This is a genomic window from Marinobacter sp. V032, assembly GCF_052645435.1.
Genome location: NZ_JBQXYE010000004.1, coordinates 123,268 through 137,820, shown reverse-complemented (window position 1 = coordinate 137,820; position 14,553 = coordinate 123,268). Strand labels below are relative to the sequence as shown.

Here is a 14,553-nt window from a genome sequence, read left to right as displayed (position 1 = left end):
TTATGGCTGGCCTTTTTGCCGATAGTCTCCGGGCGTGACGCCCACCCGCGCCTTGAACTGTCGGTGAAATGACGTGGTTTCACTGAACCCCAGGCGCAGGGCGATATCAGGAATCGGCAGTGTGGTATTGGCCAGGTAATCTTCCGCGATAGATTGCCGTACATCGTCCAGTAATGCCTGATAGGAAGTGCCCTCCAGGCTAAGTTTGCGCTGCAGCGTGCGGCGGGTCATCCGCAGATTTTCCGCAACAATATCCTGTCGACTGACCCCCTGGACCAGTTGTTGTCTTATAGCCTCGCGCACGCGCGTCATCAGTGCCGCCTGATCTTCTATGCCGGCCATCTGGGTTTGGGCATGGGCTTCCAGTGTGCGTCGCAATCCGGGATCAGGCTGGCGCAGGGGGATATCGAGTAAATCCTTATGTGCGATTATCCGGTTATCAGCAGCGTTGAACTCAACCGGGCAGCGCCATCTTTCGGCATAGGTATGTGTATATTCCGCGCCAGGTGAGCGCCGCTCAAGGTGCACTGCCATCGGTGCGGTATCCCGGTCATCGGCGAGCCACCGGGCATAGTGAATCCAGGAACTGATCACATTGTCGATAAGCTGGGGCCGCACGACGTGATCCGGATAGCCGCACTGCCAAATCAGGTTAAGTTCGTCTCCGCTGACCAGAACCTGGGTCAGGCCCATGTCACCTACCAGTTTTTCATAGGGCGCGATACGTTGAATCGCCTCGCCCAGCGTAGAGCAGCTCATGGTGATATAGCCCAGCACGCTGTAGGAGCCCGGCTGGACGAAATCTCCGGTTTCCAGTCCCAGTATGGGGTTGTCGGAGGCGTTGCACAGCAGGCGGATAAAGTTCTGGAAGCGGGTGCCGTCGATCCGGCCTTCGTCAGACTGAAAGTTTTGGGGGTCGAGTCCTGCTTGCTGGAGCAGCGGCGCTGTCGCGATGCCAAGGTGATCGGCTGCCCGAAGGTATTGCCGGATAGCCGCGACAGATACGGTGCCGAGTGTTGGTTGTTTAGCTGTTGTCATGCTGTGCAATTTTATTGTGTGTGTTCGGAGTTGCGAGCAGACATTAAAGAACGGCACACCGGATTTGGCAATGCGGAATCTGTTGGGCAGCGAGTAATAGCATGGGAGAAGTGGAATTTCAGGCAATAAAAAGCCGAACTGATACTCTAGTTCGGCTAAAAAATTTGGAAACAACGAAAGTGCCTGAAAAATTCGTTAATCCGTTGGACGATGCCCCATTTGGCGACGGAGGGACTACTGACTCCTCCGTCATGGGGGATACTGCCTACATCCACATTTCTAATGATAGAGATAGATGTCGTGGGCGTCTGTATGTGATGCGTGTCGCAGTGTAACGGTATGTTGTGTGAGCAACTGCACAACTGAGGAAGCACCTGCCATCATCAGGACGAATCGGCATTTCCTCAGGCGTTTTCCGACACCGCCGGGCGAGTCTCGGTAAACAGTCGGGTCTCGTAGGCTTCGACCAGCCCCTGAACGGCTGCATTTTCGACTTCCTGCCCCGTTGGCGTACCCAGTTGGGCGTCGATGCGGCAGAGCGCCATACCGGCTTCAACCGAGATGTAGCCGGCCGTTGTTTTGAGCGCCTTGTGATTGATGCCGTCGTATATGCGTCGGAATGCACTGGTTGTGCAATGCTCCGGGTTTTCAAAGTGAGCGATGATCGCGTACTGGTTATCGCCCACTCGGCATAGTGCGTCCATTGGTCTAATCAGGTGGCTCAGGCGCCGACCGATGCCAACGGCCAGTTCGCTCATGGTGCCGGCACTGTGCTGGCGTTTGAGAGGTTGCCAGTTGCGGATACCGACCAGCACATAAGCTGATGCGCCGCCGCGGGCTTCGGCCTGTCGCAGGCTGCGTTCAAGACGTTCCCGGGCATAGCTGTTGTTACACAGGCCCGTTTCCAGGTCGATGATATTGCGGGATTCCAGCTCACGGTTGTTTTCGATCAGCAGGGCGTTTGCAGTCAACAAGGTATTCTGACGGTCAGCCATGCGGTCCGCGGCAAACACCCTTGGCAGCAATTGCTTGCTCATGTCCGATTTATAGATGAAATCATCCACGCCTCGATCGAATGCTTCTGACAGCGCTGCAACACTCTCACGGGCCGTCAGCAGGATCACATAGGTGTAATGGTTCTGTTGTTCGTCCAGTTGCCGCACCTTGTCGGTAAGCTCCAGGCCATCCATTTCAGGCATCAGCCAATCGGCGACCAGCACGCTAACCGCGCGTTGCTCCATCAACTGAAGGGCGTCGGAGGCGTTATTAACCACCCGGACGTCGCGATAGCCTGCTTTTTTCAGGGCGCGGCTAACGACCATGCTGCTGAACTTGGCGTCATCAACAACAAGAATGGGGAGATCAAGATTTGGCATGCTATTTTACTACTCTTGGTTTCGATCCATGATGCGGCATTGCGGCCGAATTGCTATCCTTGGCGACCGAAAGGAGGCGCACCTGCGGTTCTCTGTGGGTCGCGTCAGGCGGCATACACAGTGAATGTCCGTGCTTTTTTCGCGGGCATTATAGCGCGAATCGGGCGTCCTTCTGCTGTTAATTGTAAAACCTGCGGACATAATCCCGGTGTTGCGGCGTACTGTGGTGGCATTGCGTGACCGCCTCCGCATTTTGACGCCTTCGATCGCGCGTATTCCGGCGCGGCAAATGCCGACGAAGATCCAGACAAAGACCCCTGTATTGAAAGGATATCTGTCATGCCTACTTTTGACATTGTTTCAGAAATTGATATGCACGAAGTAACCAATGCCGTTGATCAGGCCAAGCGTGATCTGGGTAATCGTTGGGATTTCAAAAATGTAGAAGCCGACTTCGAACTGGATGACAAAGGTATCACGCTCAGCGCCCAGGAAGAGTTCCAGCTCGAGCAGTTGGTCGATATGCTACGCATGGCGTTTGCCAAGCGAAACATCGATGCACGTGCGATAGTGGAAGACGGCGACAGCAAGTCCGGCAAACTGGTCAAGCAGCATTTCACCCTGAAGCAGGGGATTGAGACTGACGACGCCAAAAAAATCGTCAAGCTGATCAAGGATCAGAAGATGAAGGTTCAGGCGAGTATTCAGGGCGACAAGGTCCGGGTGACCGGCAAAAAGCGGGACGATCTCCAGGCAGCCATGGCCGTGCTGCGTGAATCAGATCTGGACTTGCCACTGCAGTTCAATAATTTCCGCGACTAACAGGTGATCTGACATTATTAATCGGCTCCGATCCACGCTGGCCGCCGAAACCCTGCATACGTTCACCCGCTTGCCGGTCATCGTATTGCTGTTTTTGGGGTTCTCGGCGGGCCTGCCCTTTCTTTTGGTGTTTTCCACACTGAATGCCCGGCTGGCCGATGTGGGAGTCGAAACCGCGACTATCGGCTTCTTTAGCTGGCTGGGGCTGACGTATTCCATCAAGGTTATTTGGGCCCCGGTCGTTGATCGGCTGCCGCTGCCATTGCTGGACCGGTGGCTTGGTAAGCGCAGAAGCTGGATGTTGCTGGCGCAACTCGGTATTGCAAGCGGGTTAATGCTGATGGCCCGGGTTGATCCGGTCGAGGCGCCAACGCTGATGGCACTGTGTGGGCTGATGGTCGCGTTCTCGTCTGCAACCCAGGATGTTGCGATTGATGCCTACCGGATCGAAATAGCGGAGTCGAGGTTGCAGGCCGCGATGGCGGCATCCTACATTTTTGGTTATCGCGTTGCGCTTCTCGTTGCGGGTGCCGGTGCGCTCTATATCGCCGAGTTCTGGTCATGGCGCATGTCTTATGACGTGATGGCGGTTCTGGTAGGCGTCGGTATTGCAACGGTTTTGCTGATCCGCGAACCTAAAGTCAATCACTACGCAGCGGCCCGGGACCTTGCAGACAAAGTCGAGCAGGAGACGTTGAAGCGGGCCCATCTGCCACCTGTGCTGGCGCGTGTCGCGGGCTGGTTTTCGGCTGCAGTGCTCGGCCCGTTCCTGGATTTTTTTGGCCGCTACCGTGAGCTCTCTGTTTTTATCCTGATTCTGATCGCCACTTACCGGATCTGCGATATCTCAATGGGGGTCATGGCGAATCCGTTTTACCTCACGTATATGGGGTTCTCGAAGACGGACGTTGCCGACATCACCAAGGTATTCGGTTTTGCGATGACGATCGCCGGTTCAGGGCTTGGTGGTGTGTTGGTGATGCGCTATGGCGTCAGGAAAATCCTGCTGCTGGGCGCCATTCTGACTGCCGCAACCAATTTGCTGTTTATCGCAATTTCCCAGCATCCCCCGAATCTCGTCACATTGGGTGTCGTTGTGAGCGCTGATAATCTCAGTGGCGGTATTGCCAATGTCGCGTTGATCGCCTGGTTGTCCAGTATGACCAGTGCCTCCTTTACGGCGACGCAGTATGCACTGTTCAGTTCGTTAATGACCTTGCCTGGCAAGTTTATCGGGGGCTTTTCGGGCGTTGTGGTTGCGGGGTTTGGGTACGCCGAATTCTTCCTGATTTCGGCGCTTATGGGATTGCCCGCAATCGGGTTGGCGTGGTGGATGCTGCGTCATGGCGCAAGGCTGGATGCCCTGTCGCCGCAACTGCAGCGTGAGGCATCTGAGGGCGGTCGGGCGTAGAGCTAACGTCCCGTCTGTTCAGGGTTTCCAGCCAAACAGGCCAAGGGGAACCCTGCCGCGGCGGATATCCACTCCTTCTTCGAGCAATAGTCGTTGCTGCGTGCCAAAGCGTTCGGATTCTGGCGGAAAAGCAAGGCGGCCATCGCTACGTAACACCCTGTACCAGGGAACATCCGAGTTCTCAGGTAATTGGCTCATCGTGCGTCCGACAAAGCGAGCCAGTCCCGGAAGGCCTGACAGTGCGGCAATCTGACCGTAACTCGCCACCCGCCCGGAAGGAATAGAGCACACTACCTGCCAGATGATCTGCTCTCGGGTGACTGGCTCGTCGGTATTCCGCGAGTTAGAGGCGGAGGGCACCGTCTACCTCAATCATGCGGCCAGACATGTAGTCATTTTCGATGATGAAGGCTGCCGCCGATGCAATTTCTTCAGGCTTGCCCATTCGTTTGAGAGGAATGCCAGCCGACATTTTTTCAAGGGCTTCGGGCTTCATTGACGCTGTCATTTCAGTTTCAATAAAACCGGGTGCGATGCCCATAGCGCGAATGCCATAACGCGACAGTTCCTTTGCCCAGACCGGAACCAGCGCAGCGACCCCGGCCTTTGCTGCAGAGTAGTTGCTCTGGCCCATGTTGCCGGCACGCGAAATACTGCTAATGTTAATAATCACGCCCTTGTCGCCGTTTTCGATCATTTTGGTGGCGGCTTCACGGCCGCACAGGAAAACGCCGGTCATATTGACGTCGATGACAGCTTGCCACTCGGCCAGCGTCATGCGCTTCGAAATTTCACCATCGCGAGCCTTGATCATCAGACCGTCACGAAGAATACCGGCGTTGTTGATGACGCCGTTCAGTTGGCCGAAGTCTTCAATGATTGATGCGAAGGTAGCTTCAACATCGGCTTCCCGGGCGACGTTGCAGGTATAGGCGCGGGCATCGCCACCGGCGGCTTTGCAGGCCTCGGCGGCGGCTTCAAGTTTTTCTGGAACCAGATCAATTAGCGCCAGACGGGCGCCGCGGGCGGCCAGATATTCGGCCATTGCGCGTCCCAGGCCTTGTCCACCACCGGTAATTGCGATTACTGAATCTTGAAGTTTCATGTTCTGCCCTAATTACATTGTTAGTTGAATAGCTTATCGGAGCGTAAAGCGCGCGAGAGAGTGGTGAAACTCTCTCTGAAAATTCGGCGACAGGGATTATATCAGACGGCCCGCACAACTGTGTCGGGTTCGGTTTACCCACGCATTGTTATGAAGGAGCCATTATGGGCGTCCTGTTTCTTATGTTCATTGTGCTGCCCGTCGTGGAGATGGTTGTCCTGATCCAGGTCGGCACTGCGATCGGTGTGCTGAATACGATCGGATTGGTGCTGTTGACCGCGATTATTGGTGCAGCATTATTGCGCCAGCAAGGGTTAGCGACCTTACTCAAGGCCAACCAGCGGCTCAATAGCGGCGAGCTGCCGGCCAAAGAGGTGGCAGAAGGTCTGATTCTGGCGGTCGGTGGCGCATTGTTGCTAACGCCGGGGTTTGTAACCGACACCTTCGGCCTGATCTGCCTGCTACCGTTTACCCGTCACTGGCTTGCCGGAATCGCACTCAAGCGTATGGTCGTTGCGGGCTCTTCCGGCAATCGCTTCCAGTTTGGTGCCACCTTCGGAACGGGCCCGGGCCAGAGCCCTTTCCAGAAGGGGCCGGGCGGTCGTGATGACATCATTGAAGGGGAGTTCGAGCGCGAAGGCGAGAAAGGGGCATCCTCCGCTCCCGAGTCGATCGAAAAAAAATGAATTTTTTTGTTGTTGGCCGTTGAAAACATCACGCTCAACCCCACATACAGATCACCAGTTTGCTGTGGGTTGTGAAAGCCTGACCACACAAGGGTTTGAGCACCCCGGCAACCTCATTGCCAAAGATAATCTGACTATTGGAGAAAGCGAGCAATGAAAATTCGTCCGTTACACGATCGTGTTGTCGTGCGTCGTAAGGAAGAAGAAGAGAAAAGCGCAGGCGGGATTGTTCTGCCAGGCGCAGCCAAGGAAAAGCCATCCCAGGGCGAAGTAATCGCAGTGGGCAACGGTCGCGTTCTCGATAATGGCGAAACCCGCGCGGTAGCCCTTAGCGTAGGCGATACAGTTGTATTTGGTCAGTACGCTGGTAACACCGTGAAAGTTGAAGGTGAAGACCTGCTTATCCTGAGTGAGAGTGACATCTACGGCGTCTTGGAAAACTAATCCGGACCCGCGTCAACTTACGTCATTCGATACCCGTTCAAGACTAACGAATACAGGAAAGAGAATTATGGCAGCTAAAGACGTTAAATTTGGCGATTCAGCTCGCAAGCGCATGGTTGCAGGCGTCAACGTTCTGGCAGACGCAGTAAAAGTGACGCTGGGCCCCAAAGGCCGCAACGTGGTTCTGGACAAGTCCTTCGGCGCTCCGACCGTAACAAAAGACGGTGTATCGGTTGCCAAGGAAATCGAACTGCGCGACAAGTTTGAGAACATGGGCGCTCAAATGGTCAAGGAAGTGGCTTCCCAGACCAACGACACAGCGGGTGACGGTACCACTACCGCAACCGTTCTGGCCCAGGCCATCGTGAACGAAGGCATCAAGGCTGTAACTGCGGGCATGAACCCGATGGATCTAAAACGCGGCATCGACAAGGCAACTCAGGTTGCTGTTCAGGCGATCCGCGACATGTCCAAGCCTTGTGACGACAGCCGCAACATCGCGCAGGTCGGCACTATCTCTGCCAATGGCGACGAAACGATCGGCAAGATCATTGCTGACGCCATGGAGCGTGTAGGCAAAGAAGGCGTTATTACAGTCGAAGAAGGCCGTGGCCTTGAAGACGAACTGGACGTTGTTGAAGGTATGCAGTTTGATCGTGGCTACCTGTCTCCGTACTTCATCAACAATCAGGACAACATGTCAGCCGAACTGGATGACCCGTTCATCCTGCTGGTAGACAAGAAGATCTCCAACATCCGCGAACTGCTTCCGGTTCTGGAAAGCGTTGCCAAAGCAGGCAAGCCGCTGATGATCATTGCCGAAGATATCGAAGGCGAAGCGCTGGCAACTCTGGTTGTCAACAACATGCGCGGTATCGTGAAGGTTGCTGCTGTTAAGGCGCCAGGCTTTGGTGATCGTCGTAAGGAAATGCTGCAGGACATCGCGATCCTGTCAGGTGGTACCGTGATTTCAGAAGAAGTGGGTCTGACTCTGGAAAACACGACTCTGGATGATCTGGGTACCGCCAAGCGTGTGAACCTGACCAAAGAGAACACCACCATCATCGATGGCGCTGGCGCTCAGGCTGATATCAGCTCACGTGTTGAGCAGATTCGTAAGCAGATCGAAGACAGCTCGTCTGACTACGATAAAGAGAAGCTGCAGGAACGCGTAGCCAAATTGGCTGGCGGTGTTGCCGTTATCAAGGTTGGTGCCGGTTCTGAAGTTGAAATGAAAGAGAAAAAGGCACGTGTTGAAGATGCGCTGCACTCAACCCGCGCTGCGGTTGAAGAGGGTATCGTCCCTGGTGGCGGTGTGACCCTGATCCGCGTTCTCAACTCTTTGACCACGGTTACCACTGACAACGAAGAACAGAACGCTGGTGTGAACATCCTGCGTCGTGCGATGGAAGCGCCACTGCGCCAGATCGTCACTAACGCTGGTGGTGAGGCTTCTGTTGTCGTTGCCAAGATCCGCGAAGGTGAAGGTTCGTACGGCTACAACGCCGCGACCGAAGCCTACGGCGATATGCTGGAAATGGGTATCCTTGATCCGGCTAAAGTGACCCGTTCTGCACTGCAGGCAGCGGCTTCTGTTGCCGGTCTGATGATCACCACTGAAGCGATGGTGACTGATGAGCCGGATGACGAGAAAGCCGGTGGCGGCATGCCAGATATGGGTGGCATGGGCGGTATGGGTGGCATGGGCGGCATGATGTAAACCCAACCCCGTCACAGTACCGAAACCCCGCGTTTTTACGCGGGGTTTTTTTTGGCCTGCGTCATGTACTTACCCCTCTTGTTTGTTAGACTCCTGAACTCTTGCGTATTTGCGCGTCAACCTGTTTTGTACTATGTCCGATCCCATCCAAACACCTTTCCTCAGACCCGGAAAAATCGTACTTCTGGTGGTGCTTGGCGTTATTGTTTATCTGTGTTCCCTCCTATTCTGGTTACCTGCCGGCTGGGTCTGGCATCTTTCAAAATCCTATATTCAATTGCCCCCCGGGATTGTGGTTGAACAGGTATCCGGCCAGGTCTGGCATGGTGCTGTGCGTACCAATATTCTCGGACACTCCCTGAATGTCGGATGGCATATCGATGGCCTGTATAGCGATGGGGCGGTTCTACCCCTGAGTTGGACGCTCAGAACGCCAGCTTCCCAGTTGAATGGTCAGCTCCGATTTCCCGGCTTTGATACGGTTGCTGTCACTGCGCGGGGTTCCGTCAACATCCCCGAGTTCAGTGCTGAAATCCGACGCAGTGGTGGGGCGCTCATTGAAGGCGATGTGAGTGTCGACAGTTTTGACCTGGCGCTCTCCGAGGGTTCTGTCGATTCTTTGAACGGTCGACTGCGTTGGGCGGGCGGTCGTGTTAGCTGGCCTATGGGGGGGAGTACTGAATCGGCGACTTTGCCGCCGCTCAAAGCCAATATTGATGAGCAGCAAAAGCGCGTCGATTTTCTGGTGTCACGCCAGGACAACCCTGATCCACTGGTTTCCGCCAGTTTGGCTCCAGACGGCGTTGTGAAAATTGAATTGTTCCGCCGCATGTTGGATCTGGTTAACCAGCCCTGGTCCGGGAATGCCGCCCCCGGAGATGTGGTATTCAGTGTTCAGCAGCGCGTGCTGCCGGCCGCAGGGTAGATGGCAATGAAGCAGCTTCTGAAATTATCCCAACACGCAACGCTGTCCCGCGGCTTGGCCAATGTTCTGTTGATAGCGCTTGTGGTGTATTTTGCATGGGTGATCGGGCGGTTGACCTGGATCGTTGCCTGGACCGACGTGGGAGCTTCGCCGGTGCCGATGGCTCAGGGGGTAACATCCGGAGCTGTAGCGAGCCAGGACCCGCTCTCGAGCATCTACCTGTTCGGACGACCTGATGCCGGCGCACCGGTGGCTGAGGCCGAGCGTCGTGCAGCTCCGGAGACAAATCTGAGACTTAAGCTTGAGGGTGTGCTGGTTGCCGAGCAGTCGGAGAACTCCGGTGCTATAGTGGCAGGAACAGACGGCACGACCGCATATTACCGCGTGAGCGAGGTAATGCCCGGTAATGTTGAGTTGGTAGAAGTCGAGTCGCACCGGATACTGATCCGCCGGAATGGTCAGGTAGAATCGCTGGCCTTTGAGGATGGTGACGTTGATATGATGGTCGCTCAGGTCGACGAGCCGGATGTTTCCTCCCCTGATGCGTTTGTCGATGCTGCAAGGCAGCAGCTGGAAACCCAGGGTGACGCCGCATTAATGAAATACGGGCTTCGTGCAGTTGAGTCTGGTCAGTCGGAAGGTTATGTTTACGACGGATCAAGCGCGATGCTGAATGCTCTGAACCTGAAAGCCGGTGACGTGATTACGGCCATTAATGGCCAGGCGCTGGGCGATCTGGATCAGGATAGGGAACTCCTCAACTCCTGGCGTGACTTCCCTCAGATAAATCTCGAAATTGCGCGGGGCGGAGCGCGCTTCACGGTGACTTACGCGTTACCGCAGTGAATTGACGACAACGAATGACAATAATATGGCAGGCAAGCCGGATCGGATTCCGCATTGCCTGGTTTTGATTACCCGGTACAGGAAAAAAGTTCTGCATGACTAACCAGAAAGCGCCATTTTTCCGGGTCCTGATATTGCTCGTCCTGCTTCCTTTTAGCATGGCAGCCCATAGTCAGGAAGGCACCTGGAAGCTCAATCTCAAGGATGCAGATATCCGTGCGTTTGTTACCCAGATAGCTGACATAACAGGTTATAGCTTTGTTGTTGACCCGCGTGTCAAAGGTAAGGTTACCGTGCTGTCGTCGGCGCCGATGGACAAGGACGAGATTTACGATCTGTTTCTGGCCGTTTTGCAGGTCCACGGTTTTACTGCCATACCAGGCGAAGAAGTTATCAAAATAGTCCAGCAGGTCGATGCCAAACAATCTGCCGAGTCGTTAGGTCGCTTTGATAAGGTTCCGTCAGAGCAGCTGATCACGAAGGTTGTCCAGGTCAACAATGCAAATGCCCTGGAGTTGGTCCCCATTCTTCGCCCGCTGGTGGCCAAGTACGGTCATCTGGCTGGTGTTGCAGCCGCGAACGCATTGATTGTGAGTGATCATGCGTCCAATGTGCGTCGTATTGAAGACATTGTTCGCGAACTTGATAGTCCCTCGAAATACGAAGTAGAGGTTATCCAGCTCAAAGAGGCCTGGGTCGGCGACATGGTGCGCCTGTTGCAGGAGCTGGCACCTGATGAGCTTGGGAAGGGCGGTAACGAGGCGGTCAAGAAGTACAGCGTAACGGCTGACGAGCGCAGTAATCGTCTGATCCTTCGCGGTGATCAGAATTTCCGGAACAAAATGCGCGGCCTGATCAGCAAGCTGGATCAGCCTTCAGCATCGGGCGGTGCCACCAAGGTCATTCGTCTGAAACATGCCGATTCCAAATCCCTTGCTGAATTGCTTAAAGGTGTCATGGGTGAAGTGGCAAAGGAAACGCAGCAAGCGAAATCGGGCGGTTCAAGCGGCTCGGGCGGCGGCGCCGATTCGGCTTTCGCCATTTTTGCGGATGAAGGCCTTAACGCGCTGGTTGTCAGGGGCGAGCCGTCGATCATGCAGGAAGTGGATGCGATTGTCGGTGCGCTGGATGTCCGTCGTGCGCAGGTGATGATCGAGGCTGCCATCGTCGAGATAAGCGACGAAATGGGCGAGGATCTTGGGGTCCAGATCGCGCTGGGTGACGAAGGCAGCGGTTCGACTCCTGTCCTTGGCACAAATTTCAGCAACGTGGGGCGGAGCCTGGGAGATGTTATCGGTGCAATCGCAACGGACCAGCTGATTTCTCCTGCGGCCGGCGGTATGACCTTTGGTGTTGGCCAACGCAATTCAGACGGTATCACCTGGGGTGTGCTGATTCAGGCGCTCTCCAACTCGACATCGGCAAACCTGCTGTCGACACCCAGTATCATCACGCTGGATAATCAGGAATCCGAGATCATCGTGGGTCAGAACGTTCCCTTCGTGACCGGTTCTACCACCAACACCAGCGCTGGCCTGAACAATCCGTTTACAACCATCGAGCGCCGGGATGTGGGCCTGACGCTGAAAGTCACTCCTTCAATCAGCGAAGACGGCCTGGTCAAGCTGACGGTTGAGCAGACGACTGAGAATATCGCGGACAGCATTGATTCGGCGTCAGACATTGTGACGAACAAGCGCGAGATCAAAACCACCGTGCTGGCGGATGATGGCGAAACCATCGTACTGGGCGGCCTTATTCGCGAAGACCATTCGGTCCAGCGCAGCAAGGTGCCATTCCTTGGCGATATCCCCTACATTGGCGCACTCTTCTCATCTGAATCCGAACGCAAGATCAAGCGCAACCTGCTGGTGTTCCTGAGGCCGACCATACTACTGAATAAAGGTGATACGGTTGCTGCAACCGACAGCAAGTATCAGGGGTTGTGGGAAGTCAATCTGGGTATTCGGGAAAAGCTGGCGGACGATCTGGACAAGGTGCCTGATGTTTCTGAGCGACCGCCTATCGAGAAGTTGTTCAATCGCAACACCATGATTCCAAGCGCCAGCGAATCAGGTGAACCTGTCGTGAAAGAAGACGGCGAGTAACTTGCCTGGCGCATTGCCGCTGTTGCATTGTGCCACCGATCGATCTGATGCGGTGGCGCAATCCGCTGGCGGTGTACCTTCCGGTCGCTCTGTTACTCCGGCGAGGCGGGTAGCGGCGGCATAGGGCAATCCAGTTGATCTGCGACCAGCCTGAGAATTTCGTATTCCCACACGCTCACCTTTCCATCCTTCAGAATGCAGTGCCCGCAGGCGTCTATCACTGCAGGCTTCAGCATGGGCGATAGCCCCCTCAGTTGCTGCAGGGCTGCCGCCAGATCTTTTGCCGTTACCTTCTGTTTAAGTGCTCCCATCGCGCCCTTACGTGTTTCAAAGCCGGCAATAGCCTCCTGGTAGCATTGTTCTGCAGCTGCGGCGTTTTCGGTGGCCGTCCGTGCGGTCAGGCTCAGCAGTGTTGCCAGGCTATCCGCTACGGGCGCAAATTTCCGGTAGCGGACCCGGTCGGGTCTGGCGCCTTCGGGAAGCAGATGACGCTTGAGGAAGCTGAGAACCGCGAACTCAAACAGGGTAACCCGTTGATCAGCACGCACCAGGGTATCCAGCTGCTGCTCAAGAATCCTGCGCTCGTCCGGATCCAGCTTTCGCAATGCGGGCATCGCCATTTCAAGCGCTGGCAGTCGTATTGCACTGCCGAGCGAGTCCAGGGCAGGGTAGAAGCGAGCAATAACCTCAGGCTGGCACGCGTGCGCGCCCTTGCTCTCGCAGGCTGCCATAGCCCGTTCACGTTCACCCGCATTCATGCCGTGGAGGATCAGGCTGTAGCAAAACTGAACGGCCCCGGTGCGGGTGTAGAGCAGCGTGCGGAAATTAGCCGGCAAACGGGCCAGAAGGGTCTGGGCATAGGATTCGTTCGCCTGGGTGAGCGTGCCCGCTGTGTCTGACAGCCGGGTATCCGGGCTGACAGTCTGGCTTCTACCCGAGATGGGCGAGGTAAGCCCTTGTAGTCCATCTGTAAACGATCGGGTTCTCTGTGCGGTGTCAGGCCGCGGTTCGGATGCCGGTGAGGGTATGTCGTCACGGGTGCGGTTCCTGAGACGGGCCAGCATACCCGGACTGATAGCCTTGATACGGTCTTCAAGAGGTGGGTGAGAGGCCAGCCAGGATGCGAAGCTGATTTTGACGGTTTCGGAGAAGCACATATGGTTCATGTCACTGGCATGGCGGGTGTGCTGAAAGTAGCCGCTGCTCTGCCCGATACGATAGAGCGCGCTGGCAATGCCTTCTGGATTACGCGTGAACTGGACCGCCGAAGCATCTGCGAGCATTTCCCGCTGGCGTGAAATGGCTGCCTGAATAAGGCGGCCGAAAAACAGTCCGATGTAACCGACTACCATCAGTCCCAGACCGGCAGCGATCAATGCGCCCTGGCCACGACTATCTCTCGACGAAGACGAATAGCCACGACGATAGAAGCTGGTGTTCATCAGGAACTGGCCGATCTGGCCGATCATCAAAATACCCGCCAGTATTGCAATCAGCCGGACGTTGATGCGCATGTCGCCGTTGAGGATGTGGCTGAACTCATGTCCGACGACGCCTTGAAGCTCATCCCGGGAGAGTTGGGTCAGTGTGCCGTGGGTAACCACCATCACGGCTTCTCCGGGATTGTAGCCCGCTACAAACGCATTGATTGCCGTTTCGTTGTCCATCACGTAAAGATCGGGGACGGGTACGCCGCTGGCTATTGCCATTTCTTCCACTACATTACGCAGCCGGCGCTCGTCGGCATCGTGACCTGACGGGTCGAGCTGGCGTGCGCCTACCATGTTGGCAACGCGTGCGCCGCCGCTGGCCAGATCAATCCATCGGAACAGTGAACCAAGGCCGATGATCGTTATTACAGCGACGGAGGTGAGAATACCCTGCTGGCTCAGCAGCCAGGTACCAAAGTTGGCCGTGACTTCTGCATCACGGGTGATTAGGTAGCCGAGCAGATCAACAACCAGCGTGATCAGGATAACGGCAATCGAAAACAGGGCAATCAGAACAAGGGTGTTGCGCCGGGCCTGTGCCTGGCGCTCAAAGAAGCCGGAAGTATGCATGCTGTCCCCGTG

Annotated in this window: 13 protein-coding genes; 8 read left to right on the top strand and 5 right to left on the bottom strand. The window is 55.6% G+C overall.

What is annotated here, in order from left to right; all coding sequences use genetic code 11:
- Window positions 1–1,038, bottom strand: coding sequence for an AraC family transcriptional regulator (locus ACUN9X_RS16500; RefSeq protein WP_445473784.1), 1,038 nt, complete (start codon window positions 1,036–1,038; stop codon window positions 1–3).
- A 404-nt stretch (window positions 1,039–1,442) separates the two neighbouring features.
- Window positions 1,443–2,414 (bottom strand): GGDEF domain-containing response regulator, encoded by a 972-nt coding sequence (locus ACUN9X_RS16495; RefSeq protein ID WP_260034789.1) that lies wholly within the window; start codon window positions 2,412–2,414, stop codon window positions 1,443–1,445.
- A 339-nt stretch (window positions 2,415–2,753) separates the two neighbouring features.
- On the opposite strand from ACUN9X_RS16495, the gene ACUN9X_RS16490 reads away from it, so the two are divergent.
- Window positions 2,754–3,236, top strand: a complete 483-nt coding sequence (locus tag ACUN9X_RS16490; protein WP_260034790.1) for a YajQ family cyclic di-GMP-binding protein — start codon at window positions 2,754–2,756, stop codon at window positions 3,234–3,236.
- Window positions 3,237–3,306: 70 nt separating this feature from the next.
- The gene (locus ACUN9X_RS16485) at window positions 3,307–4,647 is read left to right on the top strand and encodes an AmpG family muropeptide MFS transporter (protein WP_445473783.1); all 1,341 of its coding nucleotides are present in this window, start codon (window positions 3,307–3,309) and stop codon (window positions 4,645–4,647) included.
- A gap of 18 nt (window positions 4,648–4,665) precedes the next feature.
- Here ACUN9X_RS16485 and ACUN9X_RS16480 read toward each other — a convergent pair whose 3' ends face one another.
- Together ACUN9X_RS16480 and ACUN9X_RS16475 are read right to left on the bottom strand one after the other, a co-directional pair.
- The gene (locus tag ACUN9X_RS16480; protein ID WP_445473782.1) at window positions 4,666–5,007 is read right to left on the bottom strand and encodes an MGMT family protein; all 342 of its coding nucleotides are present in this window, start codon (window positions 5,005–5,007) and stop codon (window positions 4,666–4,668) included.
- Window positions 4,991–5,752, bottom strand: a complete 762-nt coding sequence (locus tag ACUN9X_RS16475; RefSeq protein ID WP_445473781.1) for an SDR family oxidoreductase — start codon at window positions 5,750–5,752, stop codon at window positions 4,991–4,993. Before ACUN9X_RS16475 ends, ACUN9X_RS16480 begins: the two co-directional genes overlap by 17 nt.
- A gap of 164 nt (window positions 5,753–5,916) precedes the next feature.
- On the opposite strand from ACUN9X_RS16475, the gene ACUN9X_RS16470 reads away from it, so the two are divergent.
- The 6 genes from ACUN9X_RS16470 (at window position 5,917) to gspD (ending at window position 12,481) form a co-directional block, all read left to right on the top strand.
- Entirely contained in the window at window positions 5,917–6,438 is a 522-nt protein-coding gene (locus ACUN9X_RS16470; RefSeq protein ID WP_260034797.1) for an FxsA family protein, read from the top strand.
- A 153-nt stretch (window positions 6,439–6,591) separates the two neighbouring features.
- On the top strand, window positions 6,592–6,882 hold the full coding sequence (gene groES, locus ACUN9X_RS16465) for a co-chaperone GroES (RefSeq protein WP_260034798.1): 291 nt from the start codon (window positions 6,592–6,594) through the stop codon (window positions 6,880–6,882).
- A gap of 67 nt (window positions 6,883–6,949) precedes the next feature.
- Window positions 6,950–8,602 carry a chaperonin GroEL gene (gene groL / locus ACUN9X_RS16460; RefSeq protein WP_260034800.1) on the top strand — a complete coding sequence of 551 codons (1,653 nt, stop codon included), beginning with the start codon at window positions 6,950–6,952 and terminating at the stop codon, window positions 8,600–8,602.
- A 133-nt stretch (window positions 8,603–8,735) separates the two neighbouring features.
- The gene (gspN, locus tag ACUN9X_RS16455; protein WP_260034801.1) at window positions 8,736–9,527 is read left to right on the top strand and encodes a type II secretion system protein N; all 792 of its coding nucleotides are present in this window, start codon (window positions 8,736–8,738) and stop codon (window positions 9,525–9,527) included.
- A gap of 6 nt (window positions 9,528–9,533) precedes the next feature.
- Window positions 9,534–10,373: a type II secretion system protein N gene (locus tag ACUN9X_RS16450; RefSeq protein ID WP_445473780.1), complete on the top strand. Its 840-nt coding sequence runs from the start codon at window positions 9,534–9,536 to the stop codon at window positions 10,371–10,373.
- 95 nt (window positions 10,374–10,468) lie between these two features.
- Window positions 10,469–12,481 (top strand): type II secretion system secretin GspD, encoded by a 2,013-nt coding sequence (gene gspD / locus ACUN9X_RS16445; protein WP_260034805.1) that lies wholly within the window; start codon window positions 10,469–10,471, stop codon window positions 12,479–12,481.
- Between the two features lie 92 nt (window positions 12,482–12,573).
- Here gspD and ACUN9X_RS16440 read toward each other — a convergent pair whose 3' ends face one another.
- Window positions 12,574–14,541, bottom strand: coding sequence for a M48 family metallopeptidase (locus ACUN9X_RS16440; RefSeq protein ID WP_445473779.1), 1,968 nt, complete (start codon window positions 14,539–14,541; stop codon window positions 12,574–12,576).
- Between the last annotated feature and the right edge of the window lie 12 nt (window positions 14,542–14,553).

Bases quoted from the DNA above. Each gene is read 5' to 3' on its own strand.
- ACUN9X_RS16500 (WP_445473784.1), bottom strand. From the start codon at position 1,038: ATGACAACAGCTAAACAACCAACACTCGGCACCGTATCTGTCGCGGCT.
- ACUN9X_RS16495 (WP_260034789.1), bottom strand. From the start codon at position 2,414: ATGCCAAATCTTGATCTCCCCATTCTTGTTGTTGATGACGCCAAGTTC.
- ACUN9X_RS16490 (WP_260034790.1), top strand. From the start codon at position 2,754: ATGCCTACTTTTGACATTGTTTCAGAAATTGATATGCACGAAGTAACC.
- ACUN9X_RS16475 (WP_445473781.1), bottom strand. From the start codon at position 5,752: ATGAAACTTCAAGATTCAGTAATCGCAATTACCGGTGGTGGACAAGGC.
- ACUN9X_RS16470 (WP_260034797.1), top strand. From the start codon at position 5,917: ATGGGCGTCCTGTTTCTTATGTTCATTGTGCTGCCCGTCGTGGAGATG.
- groES (WP_260034798.1), top strand. From the start codon at position 6,592: ATGAAAATTCGTCCGTTACACGATCGTGTTGTCGTGCGTCGTAAGGAA.
- groL (WP_260034800.1), top strand. From the start codon at position 6,950: ATGGCAGCTAAAGACGTTAAATTTGGCGATTCAGCTCGCAAGCGCATG.
- gspN (WP_260034801.1), top strand. From the start codon at position 8,736: ATGTCCGATCCCATCCAAACACCTTTCCTCAGACCCGGAAAAATCGTA.
- ACUN9X_RS16450 (WP_445473780.1), top strand. From the start codon at position 9,534: ATGAAGCAGCTTCTGAAATTATCCCAACACGCAACGCTGTCCCGCGGC.
- gspD (WP_260034805.1), top strand. From the start codon at position 10,469: ATGACTAACCAGAAAGCGCCATTTTTCCGGGTCCTGATATTGCTCGTC.
- ACUN9X_RS16440 (WP_445473779.1), bottom strand. From the start codon at position 14,541: ATGCATACTTCCGGCTTCTTTGAGCGCCAGGCACAGGCCCGGCGCAAC.